Origin of the sequence: Nocardia amikacinitolerans NBRC 108937, from assembly GCF_001612615.1 — a bacterium.
GTDB lineage: Bacteria > Actinomycetota > Actinomycetes > Mycobacteriales > Mycobacteriaceae > Nocardia > Nocardia amikacinitolerans.
In genome coordinates, this window is record NZ_BDAU01000011.1 from 266,497 (window position 1) to 284,551 (window position 18,055).

General features: G+C 68.9%; 16 protein-coding genes. 15 read left to right on the forward strand and 1 reads right to left on the reverse strand.

Annotated features, from left to right (window positions below):
* Positions 1–30 precede the first annotated feature (30 nt).
* The 8 genes from mvk to NAM01S_RS11490 all read left to right on the forward strand — a co-directional run bounded on the left by mvk (position 31) and on the right by NAM01S_RS11490 (position 9,550).
* A complete protein-coding gene (mvk, locus tag NAM01S_RS11455) occupies positions 31–1,023 on the forward strand; it encodes a mevalonate kinase (RefSeq protein ID WP_084482849.1) in 993 nt (330 codons plus the stop codon).
* A gap of 43 nt (positions 1,024–1,066) precedes the next feature.
* On the forward strand, positions 1,067–2,128 hold the full coding sequence (gene mvaD / locus NAM01S_RS11460; protein ID WP_084482851.1) for a diphosphomevalonate decarboxylase: 1,062 nt from the start codon (positions 1,067–1,069) through the stop codon (positions 2,126–2,128).
* Positions 2,125–3,204, forward strand: coding sequence for a phosphomevalonate kinase (locus tag NAM01S_RS11465; RefSeq protein WP_067783568.1), 1,080 nt, complete (start codon positions 2,125–2,127; stop codon positions 3,202–3,204). Before mvaD ends, NAM01S_RS11465 begins: the two co-directional genes overlap by 4 nt.
* Complete coding sequence (fni, locus tag NAM01S_RS11470; RefSeq protein ID WP_067783572.1) at positions 3,201–4,286, forward strand: type 2 isopentenyl-diphosphate Delta-isomerase; 1,086 nt, start codon at positions 3,201–3,203, stop codon at positions 4,284–4,286. The genes NAM01S_RS11465 and fni overlap by 4 nt, the downstream gene beginning before the upstream one ends.
* Positions 4,283–5,356 carry a hydroxymethylglutaryl-coenzyme A reductase family protein gene (locus NAM01S_RS11475; protein ID WP_157107701.1) on the forward strand — a complete coding sequence of 358 codons (1,074 nt, stop codon included), beginning with the start codon at positions 4,283–4,285 and terminating at the stop codon, positions 5,354–5,356. Before fni ends, NAM01S_RS11475 begins: the two co-directional genes overlap by 4 nt.
* Positions 5,353–6,525: a hydroxymethylglutaryl-CoA synthase gene (locus NAM01S_RS11480; RefSeq protein WP_067783575.1), complete on the forward strand. Its 1,173-nt coding sequence runs from the start codon at positions 5,353–5,355 to the stop codon at positions 6,523–6,525. Before NAM01S_RS11475 ends, NAM01S_RS11480 begins: the two co-directional genes overlap by 4 nt.
* An 8-nt stretch (positions 6,526–6,533) precedes the next feature.
* Positions 6,534–8,120 carry a flavin-containing monooxygenase gene (locus NAM01S_RS11485; RefSeq protein WP_067783578.1) on the forward strand — a complete coding sequence of 529 codons (1,587 nt, stop codon included), beginning with the start codon at positions 6,534–6,536 and terminating at the stop codon, positions 8,118–8,120.
* Between the two features lie 200 nt (positions 8,121–8,320).
* Positions 8,321–9,550 (forward strand): glycosyltransferase, encoded by a 1,230-nt coding sequence (locus tag NAM01S_RS11490; RefSeq protein ID WP_067783971.1) that lies wholly within the window; start codon positions 8,321–8,323, stop codon positions 9,548–9,550.
* Between the two features lie 71 nt (positions 9,551–9,621).
* Here the strand turns inward: NAM01S_RS11490 and NAM01S_RS11495 are convergent, their stop codons facing one another.
* Positions 9,622–10,578: a LysR family transcriptional regulator gene (locus NAM01S_RS11495; protein WP_067783581.1), complete on the reverse strand. Its 957-nt coding sequence runs from the start codon at positions 10,576–10,578 to the stop codon at positions 9,622–9,624.
* Positions 10,579–10,642: 64 nt separating this feature from the next.
* On the opposite strand from NAM01S_RS11495, the gene NAM01S_RS11500 reads away from it, so the two are divergent.
* The 7 genes from NAM01S_RS11500 to NAM01S_RS11530 all read left to right on the forward strand — a co-directional run bounded on the left by NAM01S_RS11500 (position 10,643) and on the right by NAM01S_RS11530 (position 18,049).
* Positions 10,643–11,779, forward strand: coding sequence for an XdhC family protein (locus NAM01S_RS11500; RefSeq protein WP_067783583.1), 1,137 nt, complete (start codon positions 10,643–10,645; stop codon positions 11,777–11,779).
* Positions 11,780–11,857: 78 nt separating this feature from the next.
* Positions 11,858–12,748, forward strand: a complete 891-nt coding sequence (locus tag NAM01S_RS11505) for an FAD binding domain-containing protein (protein ID WP_067783586.1) — start codon at positions 11,858–11,860, stop codon at positions 12,746–12,748.
* Positions 12,749–12,750: 2 nt separating this feature from the next.
* The gene (locus NAM01S_RS11510; protein WP_067783589.1) at positions 12,751–13,269 is read left to right on the forward strand and encodes a (2Fe-2S)-binding protein; all 519 of its coding nucleotides are present in this window, start codon (positions 12,751–12,753) and stop codon (positions 13,267–13,269) included.
* Complete coding sequence (locus NAM01S_RS11515) at positions 13,266–15,656, forward strand: aerobic carbon-monoxide dehydrogenase large subunit (RefSeq protein WP_067783592.1); 2,391 nt, start codon at positions 13,266–13,268, stop codon at positions 15,654–15,656. Before NAM01S_RS11510 ends, NAM01S_RS11515 begins: the two co-directional genes overlap by 4 nt.
* A 25-nt stretch (positions 15,657–15,681) precedes the next feature.
* A complete protein-coding gene (locus NAM01S_RS11520; protein WP_067783595.1) occupies positions 15,682–16,575 on the forward strand; it encodes an XdhC family protein in 894 nt (297 codons plus the stop codon).
* Positions 16,572–17,165, forward strand: a complete 594-nt coding sequence (locus NAM01S_RS11525; RefSeq protein WP_067783598.1) for a nucleotidyltransferase family protein — start codon at positions 16,572–16,574, stop codon at positions 17,163–17,165. The genes NAM01S_RS11520 and NAM01S_RS11525 overlap by 4 nt, the downstream gene beginning before the upstream one ends.
* Positions 17,162–18,049, forward strand: a complete 888-nt coding sequence (locus tag NAM01S_RS11530; protein ID WP_067783601.1) for an AAA family ATPase — start codon at positions 17,162–17,164, stop codon at positions 18,047–18,049. Before NAM01S_RS11525 ends, NAM01S_RS11530 begins: the two co-directional genes overlap by 4 nt.
* Positions 18,050–18,055 lie beyond the last annotated feature (6 nt).

Sequence of the window (18,055 nt, forward strand, 5' to 3'; positions counted from 1 at the left end):
GCCCCTGCTCGAGTTGGGAGAGGAAACGACGTGAACAGCGTTCGCGAGGGCAGCGGACCCATCACCGCGGGCACGGACGGCGGGCACGGCGCCGGTCGTGCCCACGGCAAGGCGATCCTGCTCGGCGAGCACACGGTGGTGCACGGCACGCCCGCCCTCGCGTTTCCGTTGCCGACGCTCGCGGCGCGCGCGGTCGCTCGCCTCGGTCGACCGGAGGACGAAGGCGATTCCCCCGCGGTACAGCACTTTCGGTTCGTCGCTGGCGATACCGTCACCGCGTCGTCCGGTGCCCACGTCGCGGTCGAGGAGGCGCTGCGGCGGTGGGGACTGGCGGATGAGGTGGTCGAGGTCGTGCTCGACTGTGAGATCCCGCCCGCGCGCGGCCTGGGCTCCAGTGCCGCGTGCGCGGCGGCCGCGGTACGGGCGGTCGCCGACCTCTACGGCCGGACCATCGGCTCCGACGCGCTCTACGAGTTGGTCCAGTGCGGCGAGCAGTTCGCACACGGCCGCGCCAGTGGCGTGGACGCCAGCGCCGCGGTCGCGACCGGACCGATCCGGTTCCAGGCGGGCACGGCGCGCGAGCTCGCCGTCGGGCTGGACGCCACCCTGGTGATCGCAGACACCGGGACGGCGGGCGCCACCCAGCACGCGGTAGCCGCAGTACGCCGCAAGCTGGACGCCGATCGGCGCGCGGCCGACCGGCTGCTGGAACGCGCGGCGAACCTGATCGAGTCGGCGGCGGCGGATCTGGCGGCCGGTAGCGTCGAGTCGCTCGGCGAGACACTGCTCGAATTCCAAAGCCTGCTGGCCGAACTCGGCGTCAGCACACCCGAGATCGACACCCTCGTCACCGCCGCATCCGGCGCGGGCGCCTACGGCGCGAAACTCACCGGCGGAGGCCTCGGTGGCTGCGTCCTCGCCCTCACCGAGGCCGGCGACGGCGCCGCGAACGTGTGCGCGGCGCTGCACCGGGCGGGCGCCGTGCGGACCTGGATCGTTCCGACCCGAGCCGCACAACCATGACCGATTCCCGATTCCCCTCGCTACCGGAGCTCGAGAAACGCCAATGACATTCACAGCTGGAGCAGAGCTGGCCGACCCGCTCGCGGATCGGTTCGGCGACAACGTGATCGGCGACGCGGCGGTCGCCGTCGCGCACCCGAACATCGCCTTGGTCAAGTACTGGGGCAAGCGCGACGAGACGTATTTCCTTCCCGTCACGGGAAGCCTCTCGATGACCCTCGACATCTACCCGACAACGACCGCGGTGCGCTTGCACGCGGAACCGGGCGACACCGTCGTGCTCAACGACCGCCCGGCGGTCGGCGACGCGCACGCCAGGGTGGCGCGGTTCCTGGATCTGGTGCGCGCGCGGGCGGGCCGCGACGAACACGCCGTGGTCGTCTCCAGCAACGCCGGACCGACCGGCGCGGGCCTGGCCTCCTCGGCGAGCGGGTTCGCCGCGCTGGCCGTCGCCGCGGCCGCCGCCTACGGACTCGACGCGGACGCCCGCGCGCTCTCGCGGCTGGCTCGGCGGGGCTCCGGATCGGCCTGCCGTTCGATCTTCGGCGGGTTCGCGGTGTGGCACGCCGGGGAAGGCGACGGCGCGGCGGGAGACGCGAGTTCCTACGCGGAACCGATCGACGGCGACGCACTGGATCCGGCGCTGATCGTCGCCGTCGTCGACGACGGGGCGAAGGCGGTGTCGAGCCGGGAGGCGATGCGGCGGACCTGCGACACCTCGCCGTTCTACCAGCCGTGGGCCGCCGCGTCCCGGCTCGACCTCGACGAGATGCGCAAGGCGATCGCGCGCCGCGATCTGCCAGCGGTCGGGGAGATCGCCGAGCGCAACGCCCTCGGCATGCACGCCACCATGCTGCTGGCCAGACCGTCGGTCCGATACCTGTCGCCGCGGTCGGTCGCGCTCCTGGATCGGGTGCTCGCGCTGCGCGCGGACGGTATCGCCGCCTACGCCACCATGGACGCCGGACCGAACGTCAAGGTGCTGTGCGCCCGCGCCGACGAGCAGCGAGTGACCACCGCCCTGCGCGACGGCGGCGACGTCGCCGACATCCAGGTGGCGCATCTCGGCCCCGGTGCGACTCTCGTCCGAGACGACGAGCGATGATCACCTGCCGCGCCCCCGGAAAGCTGTTCATCGCAGGGGAATACGCCGTCGTCGAGCCGGGGCACCACGCCGTTCTCACCGCGGTCGACCGCTATGCCACCGCCACGGTCGTCGAGGCCGATGACGAAGTCACGACGCTGCATTCGGAACTCGACGGTGGCGTGACGCTGACCTGCGGGCGCATCGGCGACGGACTGGTTCCCGCCGATGGCGTTGTGCCGCCGAACTTCAGCTACGTCTTCGCCGCGGCCGCGATCATCGACCGGCTGGTCGTCGAGCGCGATATCGTGGCGCGCCCTTACCGGCTGAGCATCAGCACCGACCTCGCCGACGCGGACGGGAGAAAGCTCGGTCTCGGTTCCAGCGCGGCCGTCACGGTGGCCACCGTCGCGGCACTCGGCCAGTTCTATCGGCTCGGTCTCAGCTCGATGGACCGGTACCGGTTGGCGATGCTGGCCACCGTGTCGATCAACCCGCGCGCCTCCGGCGGCGACGTGGCGGCGAGCACCTGGGGCGGCTGGATCGCCTACAGCTCCCCCGACCGCGGGCGCGTAGCCGAGCTGGTGGCCGAGAGCGGGGTGGCCGCCGCGCTGCGGGCGCCATGGCCGGGACTGTCGGTGCGCTCGCTGCCCACGCCGACGGGACTCGCGATGCGGGTCGGCTGGACCGAGAAGCCCGCGTCGACACCGGCATTGGTCGCCGGACTCCGCGCGGGCACGCCTGCCGACTTCCTGGTGCACAGCGACGAGTGCGTCCAACGACTCGTCGCCGCGCTGGAAGCCGACGACGCACCTGCCATCCGTACCGAAATCGACTGCGCCCGAGCGCTTCTGGTCGACCTCGACGCCCGAGCTCGATTGGGCATCATGACGCCGTCGCTGCGTGCGCTGTGCGAGGCGGGAGCGGCCGTCGGCGCCGCGGCCAAACCCTCCGGCGCGGGTGGCGGCGACTGCGGCATCGCGCTCATCGACCGCGCCCGCACCGCGGCGATCACCGAGCTCACCGACCGCTGGGTCGGCGCGGGCATCCGGCCGCTGGCGCTGCGCACACATCCATTCGAAGGGGATCGCCGATGATCGCGAGCCGCAAAGACGATCACGTCCGCCACGCCGTGAGCCAGCAGCGCGACGGCGGACCCAACGACTTCGACTCGGTCACCTTCGTTCACCACGCACTCGCGGGCATCGACGGCGACGACGTGTCGCTTGCCGTCGACGTGGCCGGGAAGCGCTGGGAAACACCGCTTTTCATCAACGGCATGACCGGTGGCAGTCAGCACACCGGAGAGATCAACCGGCAGTTGGCCATCGCCGCCCGCGAGACTGGGGTTCCGATCGCGTCCGGATCGATGAGCGCCTACTTCCGCGACCCCTCCGTCGCCGACACCTTCCGTGTGCTGCGCGAGGAGAATCCGCACGGCTTCGTCATGGTCAACGTCAACGCCACCGCGACGCTGGACGAGGTGCGGCGAGCGATCGATCTGCTGGAAGCCGACGCGTTGCAGATCCACCTCAACGCGGTCCAGGAGATCGTGATGCCCGAGGGCGACCGGTCTTTCGGCTCTTGGCCCCGGCAGATCGAGCGCATCACCGAGCACACTTCCGTGCCGGTGATCGTCAAAGAAGTCGGCTTCGGTCTGAGCAGGCCCACCGTCACCTGGCTGCGCGACGCGGGTGTGGCCGTCGCCGATGTGGGCGGGCGCGGCGGCACCAATTTCGCGCGCATCGAGAACGACCGGCGCACCACGGCGGACTTCTCCTTCCTGACGGACTGGGGCCAGTCCACGGTCAACTGCCTGGTGGATTGCGCGGGCGTCACCGGCATCGACCTCTTCGCCTCCGGCGGCATCCGCTCACCCCTCGACGTCGCCCGCGCATTGGCGTTGGGCGCCAACGCGACCGGGGTCGCGGGTCGCTTCCTCGAGACGCTGGTCAGTCACGGTACCGACGCGTTGATCGAGACGATTCGCACGTGGCTCGATCAGCTGCGGCGGATCCTCACCGTGCTCGGCGCGCCGACGCCCGCCGACCTGGCAGGCAGCGACCTGCTGATCACCGGCGAGGTGGACACGTTTTGCCGGCTGCGCGGTATCGACGCGGCCTCCTATGCCCACCGGAGTCCCTGGTGGAACGAATCGGAAAGAAGGAGCCACGCGTGAACGACGAGTCTTTCGCGGCGGTACCGCTGCGGTGGGTCGGCCCCGTGCGCATCACGGGCAACACCGTCGACGACAGTGTGGACGTCCCACTGGCCACCTACGAATCGCCGCTGTGGCCCTCGGTCGGTCGCGGCGCGCGGATCTCCACGCTGACCGAAAAAGGCGTGGTGGCCACCCTGGTCGACGACCGCATGACCCGCTCGATCCTGCTCGAGGCCGACGACGCCTACACCGCGCACACCACCGTCGGACAGCTGCGCGACCGGTTCCCCGAACTCCAGCGGGTTGCCGCGGGTAGCAGCCGGTTCGCCCGCCTCATCGACCTGCACCATCAGATCACCGGCAACCTGCTGTTCCTGCGCTTCGAATTCACCACCGGCGACGCCTCGGGCCACAACATGGCCACCCTCGCCTGCGACCACCTGATGAACCACATCCTGGCCACGATGCCCGGCCTGCGGTACGTCTCGATCTCCGGGAACTACTGCACGGACAAGAAGGCGACCGCGGTCAACGGCATCCTCGGCCGCGGCAAGAACGTCGTCACCGAGCTGCTCGTCCCCCGCGAAGTGGTCGAGAAGCGGCTGCACACCACCGCTCGCCAAGTGGTGGAGCTGAACATCCGCAAGAACCTCATCGGCACCCTGCTGGCGGGTGGAATCCGTTCCGCCAACGCGCATTACGCCAACATGCTGCTCGCCTTCTACCTCGCCACCGGGCAGGACGCCGCGAACATCGTGGAAGGGTCGCAGGGCATCACCCACGCCGAGGACCGAGACGGCGACCTCTACTTCTCGTGCACGCTGCCGAATCTCATCGTCGGGACAGTCGGCAACGGCAAGGACCTGAGCTTCGTCGACGAGAACCTGACCCGCCTCGGCTGCCGCGCGGATCGCGAGCCCGGCGACAACGCTCGCCGGCTCGCCGTCATCGCCGCGGCCACCGTGCTGTGCGGCGAACTGTCGCTGATGGCGGCGCAGACCAACAGCGGCGAATTGATGCGCGCCCACACCCAATTCGAACGGCCCACCGCAAGCATCCCCACCGCCACCATCGGAGCACAGCCATGACCGTCCCACCGGTAGGAATCCACGACCTTTCCTTCGCCACCACCCACTACGCCCTCGATCACGCGGTGCTCGCCGAGCGCCTCGGCGTCGATCCCGACAAGTTCTACCTCGGCATCGGCCAGGAGAACATGAGCGTCGCCGCCGCCGACGAGGACATCGTCACCATCGCGGCGGCCGCCGCCAAGCCCATCCTCGACCGCCACGGCGTCGACAACATCCGCACCGTGCTGCTGGCCACCGAAAGCGGCGTCGACCAGTCCAAGGCGGCGGGGCTGTACCTGCACCCGCTGATCGGCCTGCCGAACACCGCTCGCGTCGTCGAGCTCAAGCAGGCCTGCTACGGCGGCACGGCCGGTCTGCAATTCGCCGCCGGACTCATCGCCCGCGACCCGTCGCAGCGCGTGCTGGTCATCGCCACCGACATCGCCAAGTACGAACTCGGCACCCCCGGCGAACCGACCCAGGGCGCCGCCGCGGTCGCCATGCTCGTCAGCGCGAATCCCGCGATCCTGCAATTGGATCCGCAGTCCGGCATCTACAGCGCCGACATCATGGACTTCTGGCGCCCGAACTACCGCACCGCCGCCATGGTCGACGGCAAGACCTCCGTCAACGCCTACCAGAAGGCCACCCAGGAAGCCTGGACCGACTACCGCCGCAACGGCGGGCGCGAGCTCACCGAGTTCGCCGCGTTCTGCTACCACCAGCCGTTCACCAAGATGGCCTTCAAGGCGCACCGCCACCTGCTGGAGAGCCAGGGGCACACCGCCGACGCGGCGGAGATCGATGCCGCGATCCGCAACACCACGATCTACAACCGCACGGTCGGCAACAGCTACACCGCCTCGCTCTACCTCGGTCTCGCGTCCCTGCTCGACCACACCGGCGACCTGACCGGAAAGCCGCTGGCCTTCATCAGCTACGGATCGGGCAGCGTCGCCGAATTCTTCAGCGGCACAGTACAACCCGGCTACCGTGCACACCTGCGCACCGACGCCAACCGGGACGCCATCGCCACCCGCGTCGCGCTCGACTACGACCGCTACCGCGTGCTGCACGAAGCCGAATCGCCCTCGGACGGGATGTATCACGCCATCCCCGAGGAGACCGGCCGCCCCTTCCGGTTGGCCGCGATCTCCGGTCACAAGCGCATCTACGAATCCCGTTGAGGTCGAATATGAGCCAAAGCATCACCAACGGGGACGCCACGCCTCGGCACACCCGCGTCCTCATCGTCGGGAGCGGGCTTTCCGGACTCGGCACGGCCGTCCGGTTGACCCAGGAGGGGTACACCGACTTCCTGGTCATCGAGCGCGGCGACGATGTGGGCGGCACCTGGCGGGTCAACACGTATCCGGGTGCGGGCTGCGATGTTCCGTCGCAGCTGTACTCGTACTCGTTCGCGTTGAATCCCGAGTGGTCGCGGTCGTTCTCGCCGCAGCCGGAGATCCACCGCTACATCCAGGGCATCGCCGATCGGTACGGTGTGCGCGACAAGCACATCTTCGGTTGCGCGATGACGAGCGCCCGGTGGAACGAGGCGGACGCCCGGTGGGAGGTCGAGACCACGCGCGGGAAGTTCACCGCCGACGTCGTCGTCTCCGCCGCCGGGGTGCTCGCCGAGCCGAATCTGCCCGACATCAAGGGAATTCACTCGTTCGAGGGTGAGATCTTCCATTCCGCGCAATGGGATCACGACGCGGAACTGTCCGGTAAGCGGGTCGCGGTCATCGGCACGGGCGCCTCGGCCGTGCAGATCGTACCGTCCATCGCACCGCAGGTCGCGCGGCTCGACGTGTACCAGCGCAGCGCGGCATGGGTGTTCCCGCACCTCACCCGCAGGTACCTTGCTCCGGAGCGATTCGCGTTCAAACATGTTCCTGGACTTCAACGATTGCTCCGCGGGCTGATCTACGCCAACCGCGAACTGTTCGTGATCAGCCAGGCCAAGTTCCCGGCCACGGCCGTGTTTCTCGAGCTGATCGCGCGCGTGAAGCTGTGGTTGGAGGTTCGCGATCCGGCACTGCGCAAGCGGCTCACGCCGAAGTTCCGGGCGGGCTGCAAGCGTCTGCTCGTCTCGAACCGGTTCTACCCGGCGCTCACCCGGGACAATGTCGAGCTCGTCACCGACGGCATCGAGGAGATCCGCGGACGCTCGATCGTCGCGGCGGACGGCACCGAACGCGAGGTCGACGCCATCGTGCTGTGCACCGGCTTCCACGTCGCCGATTCGCCGACCTACCGCATGTTCACCGGCCGGGGCGGACTCACGCTGTCCGAGGAGTTCGAAACCGAGGGGCTACAGGCCTACAAGGGCACGACGGTCGCGGGTTTCCCGAACCTCTTCACCATGCTCGGCGCCAACTCCGGCCTGAACTACACCTCGCTGATCTACATCATCGAATCCCAAATCGCTTATGTCCTCGACGCTCTCGCGACGATGGACAAGCGGGGGCTGCGCACGTTCGAGGTCCGAAAGGACGTGCAGGACGAGTACAACCGCGGCCTGCGGCAGAAGATGGCCCGCAGCGTGTGGCTCACCGGCGGCTGCACCAGCTGGTTCCTCGACCAGCACGGGAACAATCCCACGCTGTGGCCCGACTTCAGCTTCCGGTTCCGTGGGCAGCTGCGGAAGTTCGACGTTGCGAACTACGAGACGACTTCGGTTGTGGCGCAGGATAATACGCTGCCGAACCGAGCCGACGTGTCCGCCGATCGTGCCGAGCAGGGAGTCACCGAGCCGGTCAGTCACGCGGGCGGGTAGCGAGGCAGCTCCGCGCCCGCCGCACATCGTCGGCGCGGTAGCTCGCTGAAGGATTCGGCTGCGAAGAAGCGAATGCGAGGAGGTCCCACTCCCCTCCCCTTCTCAAGATATAGCGCACCCCGGGGCTTGCGGCAAGACCCGGGTCATGGCCCATCATTGTCGGCCGGAAGCCATGACCTGCGGAAATGGGGAGTGCGGAAGTGCGTGTGTTGTTGACGACGGTGGGATCGCGCGGAGATGTCGAACCCGTGGTCGCGCTCGCGGTGGCGCTGCGAGAGCTGGGTGCGCAGGCGCTGGTGTGCGCGCCGCCGGACGAGGAGTTCGCGGAGCTGCTGGCGCGTGTCGGCGTTCCGCTCGTGCCGCTCGGCCCGTCGGTGCGCTCGGTGGTCGCCGGTGCGAAGCCGCCGACGGCGGACGACGCGTTCCGGTTCGCCCGCGAGCTGGTCGCGGCGCGGTTCGCCACGCTCACCGAGGCGGCCGAGGGATGTGACGCGCTGCTGGCGACCGGCCTGATGCCTGCCGGGGCGCGAGACGTGGCCGAGAAACTGGGCATCGTCTACGTGCTCGCGTGCTTCCAGCTCTACGGACTGCCGTCGCGGCACTACCCTCCGGGCACGCGGCCGGGCAAGCAGTCACCGAAGAACGAGACCGACAACCGGGTGCTGTGGGAGCAGGACGCCCAACGGGTGAACGCGCTGTACCGCGAGGCGCTCAACAGCCATCGGGCAGAGATCGGCCTGCCGCCGGTGGACAACGTCCGCGACTACGTCTTCACCGACCGGCCCTGGCTTGCGGCGGACCCGACGCTGTGCCCGTCGCAGGGCATGACGGACCTCGACCTCGTGCAGACCGGAGCGTGGATTCTGCCCGACGATCGCCCACTCCCGGACGAGCTGGAGGCGTTCTTGGATGCCGGGGAACCGCCGGTGTACGTGGGCTTCGGCAGCATCGCGTCGTACGTCCCGAAGGACATCGCCCAGGTGGCCATAGAGGCGGTCCGCACGCAGGGTCGCCGCGTCGTCCTCGCGCGCGGCTGGGCCGAGCTGGCCCTGATCGACGACGCCGACGACTGCTTCGCCGTAGGAGAGGTCAATCAGCAGGCGCTGTTCGGCCGGGTGGCCGCGGTGGTGCACCACGGTGGCGCGGGTACCACGACGACGGCCGCCAAGGCAGGCGCCCCCCAGGTGGTGGTCCCTCAGATCGCGGACCAGCCGTACTGGGCCGACCGAGTGGCCAGGCTTGGCATCGGCGCGGCGCACGACGGTCCGGCGCCGACCGTCGAATCCCTCTCGGCCGCACTCGAAGTCGCCTTGGCGCCGGAGACTCGCACGCGCGCGAAGCCCGTTGCCGCCACGATCCGCACCGACGGAGCGACGGTCGCCGCGAAGATGTTCCTCGACATGACCGGCCGCAGCGGAACCGCGGGCTGATCACCCAGCTTCCCCATCCAACGCGCCGGTCCGAGGTACCCGACGGTTGGCGCGCGCGTCCGCGTCAACTGTCAACTCCACAGTGTCACATGCACTTTCGGACGGAACCGCGTGACACCGACGCCGGAGCCGCGGATCATCGCCTGAATGCAGCGCGGCGTGGTGATGAACCGGAGCAGTTCCGACACCGCGGGCTGGCGGGCATCGGGCGGCAGTGTGGTCGCGCACCACTCGTCGGATACCTGCAGGCCGGGACCGTTGATGTGGGTCAACCGACCGGCCGCGAGGTCGGAGGAAACGGCGAAGCCGATCGTCAGGGTGATGCCCCCGACGCGGCGGACCTCTTCCAGAGCGGCGGCGTCGCTCTGGAAGATCCGCTGCCGCGATTCGGGAATCGCCAACTCGCGCAACATCGTCGCGATATGTCCGTCGACACTGCCAGCGCTCGGACCGAGCATCCACTGCTGCTCGCGCAGGAGCGTCGGATGCGGTGCGGCGCCCGCCAGCGGGCTGTCGGGGCGCGCGACCGAAATGATCGAGTACTTCAGGAACGGCCGGGCGGTGACGGTCGCGCCTGCGCCCTCCGGTGCGGGCCCGAGCGCGATGTCCACCGCGCGGGTCTCGATCAGCCTGCGGAACTGGCTGGTCGGATGCACGCTCAGCTCGACAGACAGATCCTTCGCCCGGGCCGCGAACAGATCGATGAGGCCGGGCGCGGCATGTTCGGCGAACGCGCTCGACGCCGCGATGTGAAGCAGCCGTCGGCCGTGCGCCGCCTCGCTCACCTCGATGGCGGTCTGGCGCTGTAGTCCGAGGATCTCGATCGCCCGGCTGGCCAGACGCAGCCCGCCGGGTGTGAAGATCAATCCCGCCGCCGCGCGGGTGAACAGCGGGTCGTCGAGTTCCTTGCGCAGCTGGGCGATGTGCATCGAGACACCGGCGTCGGACATCCCCAGCTCTCTGGCCGCCGCGTGGACGGAGCCGAGCCGCACCACGGTCGAGTAGGCCCGAAGCTGGGCGGGCGTCACGATTCGAGTCTAATTTGGAGGTGGGCGCAGCGCCCACCGCCGCATCGCGCGTGGAGGACGCATCATGCAGGACGTGCTCACGGATCTGATGACAACCTGGAACGCCGGGGGCACGGCTGGGGTCGCGACGGTCGTGCGGACCTTCCGTTCGGCGCCGCGACCGCCGGGCGCGGCCATGGTCGTCGCCCCCGACGGGACGGTCGGCGGTTCGGTCTCCGGTGGTTGCGTCGAAGGCGCGGTCTACGACCTCGCCACCGAGGTCATCCGGACCGGACGCCCGGTGCTGCAGCAATACGGCTTCTCCGACGACGACGCCTTCGCCGTCGGCCTCACCTGCGGCGGCGTCATCGATATCTTCGTCGAGGCGATCTCGCGGGCGACGTTTCCGGAACTCGGCGAGATCGCCGCGGACATCGCCGAAGACCGGCCGGTCGCGGTCGCGACCGTCATCGAGCACCCCGATGCCAGCCGGATAGGGCGACGGCTGCTGATCCGGCCGGACACCGCGCACGGCACGCTGGGTTCGGCGCGCGCCGACGACGCGGTGATCGATGACGGGCGCGGGCTGCTCGCGGCAGGTCGCAACGAGGTGCTGACCTACGGCCCGGACGGACAGCGGCGCGGCGAAGGTATGGCGGTTTTTGTCGCGAGTTACGCGCCGCAACCGCGGATGCTGGTGTTCGGCGCGATCGATTTCGCCGCCGCGGTCGCCAAGCAGGGATCGTTCCTCGGCTATCGGGTGACGGTGTGCGACGCGCGGCCGGTTTTCGCCACCTCCGCCCGGTTCCCGACCGCCGACGAGGTCGTCGTCGACTGGCCACACCGCTACCTGGCCGCGCAGATCGCCGCGGGCGCGATCGACTCGCGGACCGTCGTCTGCGTGCTGACCCACGATCCCAAGTTCGACGTTCCGCTGCTCGAGGTGGCGCTGCGCGCGCCGGAGATCGGCTATGTCGGCGCCATGGGATCGCGCCGCACGCACGACGAGCGGATGGCCCGGCTGCGTCACGCCGGCCTCACCGACGAACAACTCGCCCGGCTGGCCAGCCCGATCGGGCTTGATCTCGGCGGCCGGACGCCCGAAGAGACGGCGGTCTCGATCGCGGCGGAGATCATCGCGCGACGCTGGGGCGGACACGGCCGTTCACTGACCGAAACCGGCGGCCGGATTCACCACACACCGGGCGCGTCAGCGAATTAAGTGATCCCTTAAATCGGTCTTGACGGCGGCATGTGCGGGGCAGAGGCTGAGCTTCCCCATCGATGTGAGGTCGATCACATGCAAGTTCCTGGACCATTCGAATACGAGCGCGCGACGGGCGTCGACCACGCCATCGGACTACTCGACCGGCTGGGGGAAGAGGCGCGGATCATCGCGGGCGGGCACAGCCTGCTGCCGATGATGAAGCTGCGGCTGGCCAATCCGGAATATCTCATCGACATCAACGACCTGGCGGCCGAGCTGGGCTACATCGTCACCGATCCGACCCTGGTGCGGATCGGTGCGATGGTCCGGCATCGGAACTTGCTCGAATCCGACCGCCTCGCCGCGGTGTGTCCGATCTTCCGCGACGCCGAGCGGGTGATCGCCGATCCGGTCGTGCGCAACCGCGGCACGATCGGCGGCTCGCTGTGCCAGGCCGATCCCGCCGAAGATCTCACCACGGTCTGCACGGTCCTCGGCGCCACCTGCCTGGTGCGCGGACCGTCCGGCGAGCGGGAGATCGCGATGGACGACTTCTTGGCCGGACCGTACGAAACCGCCATGTCGCACAACGAACTTCTGATCGAGATCCGGATTCCCGTGCGGCACCGGACCTCGAGCGCCTACACGAAGGTGGAGCGTCGGGTCGCCGACTGGGCGATCGCGGCGGCCGGCGCGACGGTGACTTTGAACGACGGCGCGATAGCGGCCGCACGGATCGGCCTGACGGCAGTCGTCCCCGATCCGGCGGCGCTGGCCGCCGCGTCGGACGCGCTCATCGGCCGGCCTGCCACCGAAGAGGTCTTCGCGGAGGCGGGCCGCCGGGCGAGCGCGGCGTGCGCACCGGTCTCCGACGCGCGAGGCAGCGCGGAGTACAAGCGCCATCTCGCTTCCGAACTGACGATCCGCTCGCTGCGCAGCGCCGTCGAGCGAGTGCTCAACCATCCCGCGCCGAAAGGGAATTAGCCATGCAGGTAACCATGACCGTCAATGGCGAGTCGGTCACCGCGGAAGTAGAGCCACGCACCCTGCTCGTGCACTTCCTGCGAGATCAATTGCGGCTCACCGGAACCCACTGGGGCTGTGACACCAGCAACTGCGGCGCCTGCGTGGTCGAGGTGGACGGCGAACCGGTGAAGTCGTGCACGATGCTTGCCGTCATGGCGGGCGGCCACGCGGTGCGCACCGTCGAGGGACTCGAAGTGGACGGCCAGCTCGATCCCGTCCAAGAGGGTTTCATGCAGTGCCACGGGCTCCAGTGCGGATTCTGCACGCCGGGAATGATGATCACCGCCAGGGCGCTGCTCGACCGCAACCCGAATCCCGACGAGCAGACCATCCGCGAGGCGATCTCGGGCCAGATCTGCCGCTGCACCGGATACACCACGATCGTGCGGTCCATTCAGTGGGCCGCGTCGAAGCAACGAGGCGAAGCCGCGGAACCCGAACCCGCCGCCACGGCAGCGCCCGCGGGGAGCGCGTCATGACCGCCGTCGAGCCCCGCCCCGAAGACCGTGTCGACAACGACCGCAAGCCGTGCGGTCACGGCAGGATGCTGCGCAAGGAGGACCCGCGGTTCATTCGCGGCCGCGGCAACTTCGTCGACGACGTGGCGCTGCCCGGCATGCTGCACATGGCGATCCTGCGCTCCCCGTTCGCGCACGCGCGGATCGTCAGCGTGGATGTCTCGGCGGCACAGGCGCTTCCGAAGGTCAAGGCCGTCGTCACGGGCGCGGATCTCGCGGCGAAGGGCCTGGCCTGGATGCCGACGCTGTCCAACGACGTGCAGGCGGTGCTCGCGACGGACAAGGTCCGATTCCAAGGCCAAGAGGTGGCCTTCGTCGTCGCCGAGGATCGCTACTCCGCGCGCGACGCGCTGGAGCTGATCAATGTCGAGTACGAGATGCTCGATCCGGTGATCGACGCCAGGACCGCGCTGTCGCCCGAGATGCCGGTGATCCGCGACGATCTCGAGGGCAAGCGCGACAACCACTGCTTCGACTGGGAGACCGGCGACGCCGCCGCGACCGAGGCGGTGTTCGCGCGCGCCGATGTCGTGGTGAAGCAGGAGATCGTCTACCCGCGCGTGCATCCCGCCCCTATCGAGACCTGCGGCGCCGTCGCGGATCTCGATCCTGTGACGGGGAAGCTCACGCTGTGGTCGACGACTCAGGCGCCGCATGCCCACCGCACGCTGTACGCGTTGGTCGCCGGACTGCCCGAGCACAAGATCCGGGTGATCGCCCCCGACATCGGCGGCGGGTTCGGCAACAAGGTGCCCATCTATCCGGGCTACGTCTGCGCCATCGTCGGTTCGCTGCTGCTCGGCAAACCGGTGAAGTGGATGGAGGACCGCAGCGAGAACCTCACCAGCACCGGGTTCGCCCGCGACTACATCATGGTCGGCGAGATCGCCGCCACCGCCGAGGGCAAGATCCTCGCCATCCGGTCGACCGTGCTCGCCGATCACGGCGCTTTCAACGGCACGGCCGCGCCGTTGAAGTACCCGGCGGGCTTCTTCGGCGTCTTCACCGGTAGCTATGACATCGAGGCCGCGTACTGCAAGATGACCGCGGTCTACACCAACAAGGCGCCCGGCGGCGTCGCCTACGCGTGCTCGTTCCGGATCACCGAGGCCGTCTACTTCGTCGAGCGGTTGGTCGATTGCCTCGCCCACGAATTGAAGATGGATCCGGCCGAACTGCGGTTGCGGAATCTCCTTCGCCCCGAACAGTTCCCGTACACCAGCAAGACCGGCTGGGTCTACGACTCCGGCGACTACGAGAAGACCATGCGCCTCGCGATGGATATGATCGGCTACGACGCGTTGCGTGAAGAGCAGCGGGACAGGCGAGCACGCGGCGAGCTGATGGGCATCGGGATGTCCTTCTTCACCGAGGCCGTCGGCGCTGGCCCGCGCAAGGACATGGACATCCTCGGGCTCGGCATGGCCGACGGGTGCGAGCTGCGCGTCCATCCGACCGGCAAAGCCGTTCTGCGCCTGTCGGTTCAGACCCAGGGGCAGGGACACGAGACGACGTTCGCCCAGATCGTCGCCGAGGAGCTCGGCATACCGCCGGACGACATCGACGTGGTGCACGGCGACACCGATCAGACGCCGTTCGGCCTCGGCACCTACGGCAGCCGGTCGACACCGGTCTCGGGTGCGGCCGCCGCGCTGGTGGCGCGGAAGGTGCGCGACAAGGCGCGGATCATCGCCTCCGGCATGCTCGAGGTCTCCATCGCCGACCTGGACTGGGAGAAGGGCTCGTTCCACGTCAAGGGCGATCCGTCCGCGGCCGTCACGATCCAGCAGATCGCGATGCGCGCGCACGGCGCCGGTGACCTCCCCGAGGGAATCGAGGGCGGGCTCGACGCGCAGATCTGCTACAACCCGGAGAACCTCACCTATCCCTACGGTGCGTACTTCTGCGTCGTCGATGTCGACCCTGGAACGGCCGTGGTGAAGGTGCGGCGCTTCCTGGCCGTCGACGACTGCGGAACCCGCATCAATCCGATGATCATCGAGGGCCAGATCCACGGCGGCATCGTCGACGGCATCGGCATGGCGTTGATGGAGATCATCGCCTTCGACGAGGACGGCAACTGCCTCGGTGGCTCCCTGATGGACTACCTGATCCCGACGGCGCTCGAGGTTCCGCATCTGGAGACCGGCCACACGGTCACCCCGTCGCCGGTGCATCCGATCGGCGCCAAAGGCATCGGCGAATCGGCCACGGTCGGATCGCCCGCGGCGGTGGTCAACGCGGTGGTGGACGCGTTGGCGCCGTTCGGAGTTCGGCACGCCGACATGCCGCTGACGCCGTCGCGGGTGTGGGAAGCGATGCAGGGCAGGCCGACACCGCCCATCTGAGTGGATACCAGCGATGAGATCACCGATGAAGATCAGCGAGCGAGCACAGCAGCTGGTCCGCACCCGGACTCCGTTCGTGCACGCGACCGTCGTGCGCGCGCAGCAACCGACCTCGGCGCATGCCGGGGACGAGGCGATCCTCTTGCCGGACGGCACGATCGAAGGATTCGTCGGCGGCCAGTGCGCCCAGAACTCGGTCCGCAAGGCCGCGCTTGGCGCACTGCAGTCGAACGAGAGTGTGCTGCTGCGGGTGCTGCCCGACGGCGATCTGCAATTTCCCGAGGCGCCCGGCGCGGCGGTGGTGGTGAATCCCTGCCTGTCCGGCGGCGCGCTGGAGATCTTCCTCGAGCCGCAGATCCCGGCGCCGCTGGTGCGCATCTGCGGTGCGACTCCCATCGCGGACGCACTGGCCGAAATGTGCGAACTGGTGGGATTCGGGGTGCAACGCGGTGCTGCCGAAGCCGAGCCGCTGGATTCGCATTCAGACACGACGGCGATGGTGATCGCCAGCCACGGCGGACCGGAAGCCGAGCTGATCCGGGTGGCGCTCGACGCGGGCGTGGGCTATATCGGCTTGGTGGCCAGCAAGATTCGCGGTGCGTCGATCCTCGACGAGCTCGGATTGACCGACGCCGAGCGTGCGCGGATACGCACACCGGTGGGTTTGCCGATCGGGGCCAAGACGTCGCAGGAGATAGCAGTCTCGATCGTCGCGGAACTGATCCAGGCGATCCGCAAGGATGGTTTGACCGTCCCGTCGAGCCCGGTGAGCGTCGTCTCCGAGGCTCTGGATCCGGTGTGCGGCATGACGGTGGCGGTCGGGCCGGATACGCCACATCTCACCGTCGACGATGTCGACTACTGGTTCTGTAGTTCCGGCTGCCGCAGTTCCTTCGCGACGACGAAGACGGACTCATGACGAGCGGGTTCGTCACCGGAGTCGTCCTCGCCGCGGGAGCCTCACGGCGGCTCGGGACTGCGAAACAGCTGCTGCCGTATCGGAATACGACGGTTCTCGGCGCCACCCTCGACGTGGTGCGCTCGTGCGCTTTCGATCAGATGATCGTCACCCTCGGCGGATCCGCCGAGGCGATCCGGCAGCGGGTCGATCTCACCGGGTTGGCGGTGGTCATGGCCGAAGACTTCGGTTCGGGCTGCTCGTCGTCGTTGCGTTCGGCGCTGCGCTCGGTCGACCCACGGGCCGACGGAATCGTGCTCGTGCTCGGCGATCAGCCGGGTCTTTCGGCGGCGACGGTCGATCGGCTGATCGCCGAGGGAACGACCGGAGCCGTCACGGTCTGCCGCTATCGAGACGGCCTCGGGCATCCCTTCTGGCTGAGCCGCGGCATGTTCGGCGAGTTGGCCGAATTGCACGGCGACAAGGCCGTGTGGAAGATCATCGAGTCGGGCCGCGTGCCGGTGTCCCTGCTCGATGTCGACGCACCGGTGCCCCTTGACGTGGACACCTGGGACGACTACGAGCGCCTGCGCTCCGCGTCACCGCCATGATGTCGCCGTTCGACGATGTCGAGGACGTCGTGCGACGTTTCGACGCCGACGACTACCTGCTCGACACCGGGACCGCCGCGGCCTTCTATCTGGCCACCACGCTGGGGCGGCCGCTGCTGCTGGAAGGCGAACCGGGAGTGGGCAAGACGACGGCGGCGAAGACCCTCGCCACCGTGCTCGGCGCACCGCTGATCCGCCTGCAGTGCTACGAGGGCCTCACCGTGAGCGAAGCGCTCTACGACTGGAACTACCAACGTCAACTGCTCAGCATCCGGCTCGCCGAGGCGCGCGGCGCCGACCTCACCGAAGCCGACCTGTTCACCGAGGCATTCCTGGTCGACCGTCCTATCCTGCGCTGTGTCCGGTATCGCGGACCGACCCCGCCGGTGCTTCTCGTCGACGAGATCGACCGCGCCGACGACGAATTCGAGGCGCTGCTGCTGGAATTCCTCGGCGAGGCGGCGGTGACCGTCCCCGAACTGGGTACCTTCGTCGCCGAACAGTCGCCGCTGGCGGTGCTGACCTCGAACCGCAGTCGCGACCTGCACGACGCGCTGCGGCGGCGCTGCCTCTACCACTGGATCGACTACCCCGAACCGGCCCGCGCGGTCGCGATCGTGCGACGCACCGTGCCAGGGGCGACCGACGCGCTGATCGAGCACGCCACCCGATTCGTCGCCCACACCCGCACGCTCGATCTCGACAAGCCGCCCGGCGTCGCCGAGACCATCGACTGGATCGCGGCATTGGCGACACTCGATGTCACCGAACTCACCGCGCCGGAGGCGATCGCCGCGCTCAGCGCACTGGCCAAGACGCCCGACGACCGCGTCACCGTCGACGCGGCGTTCGCCGAATACACCCGAGGCCCGACTTCCGGATGAGAGGGA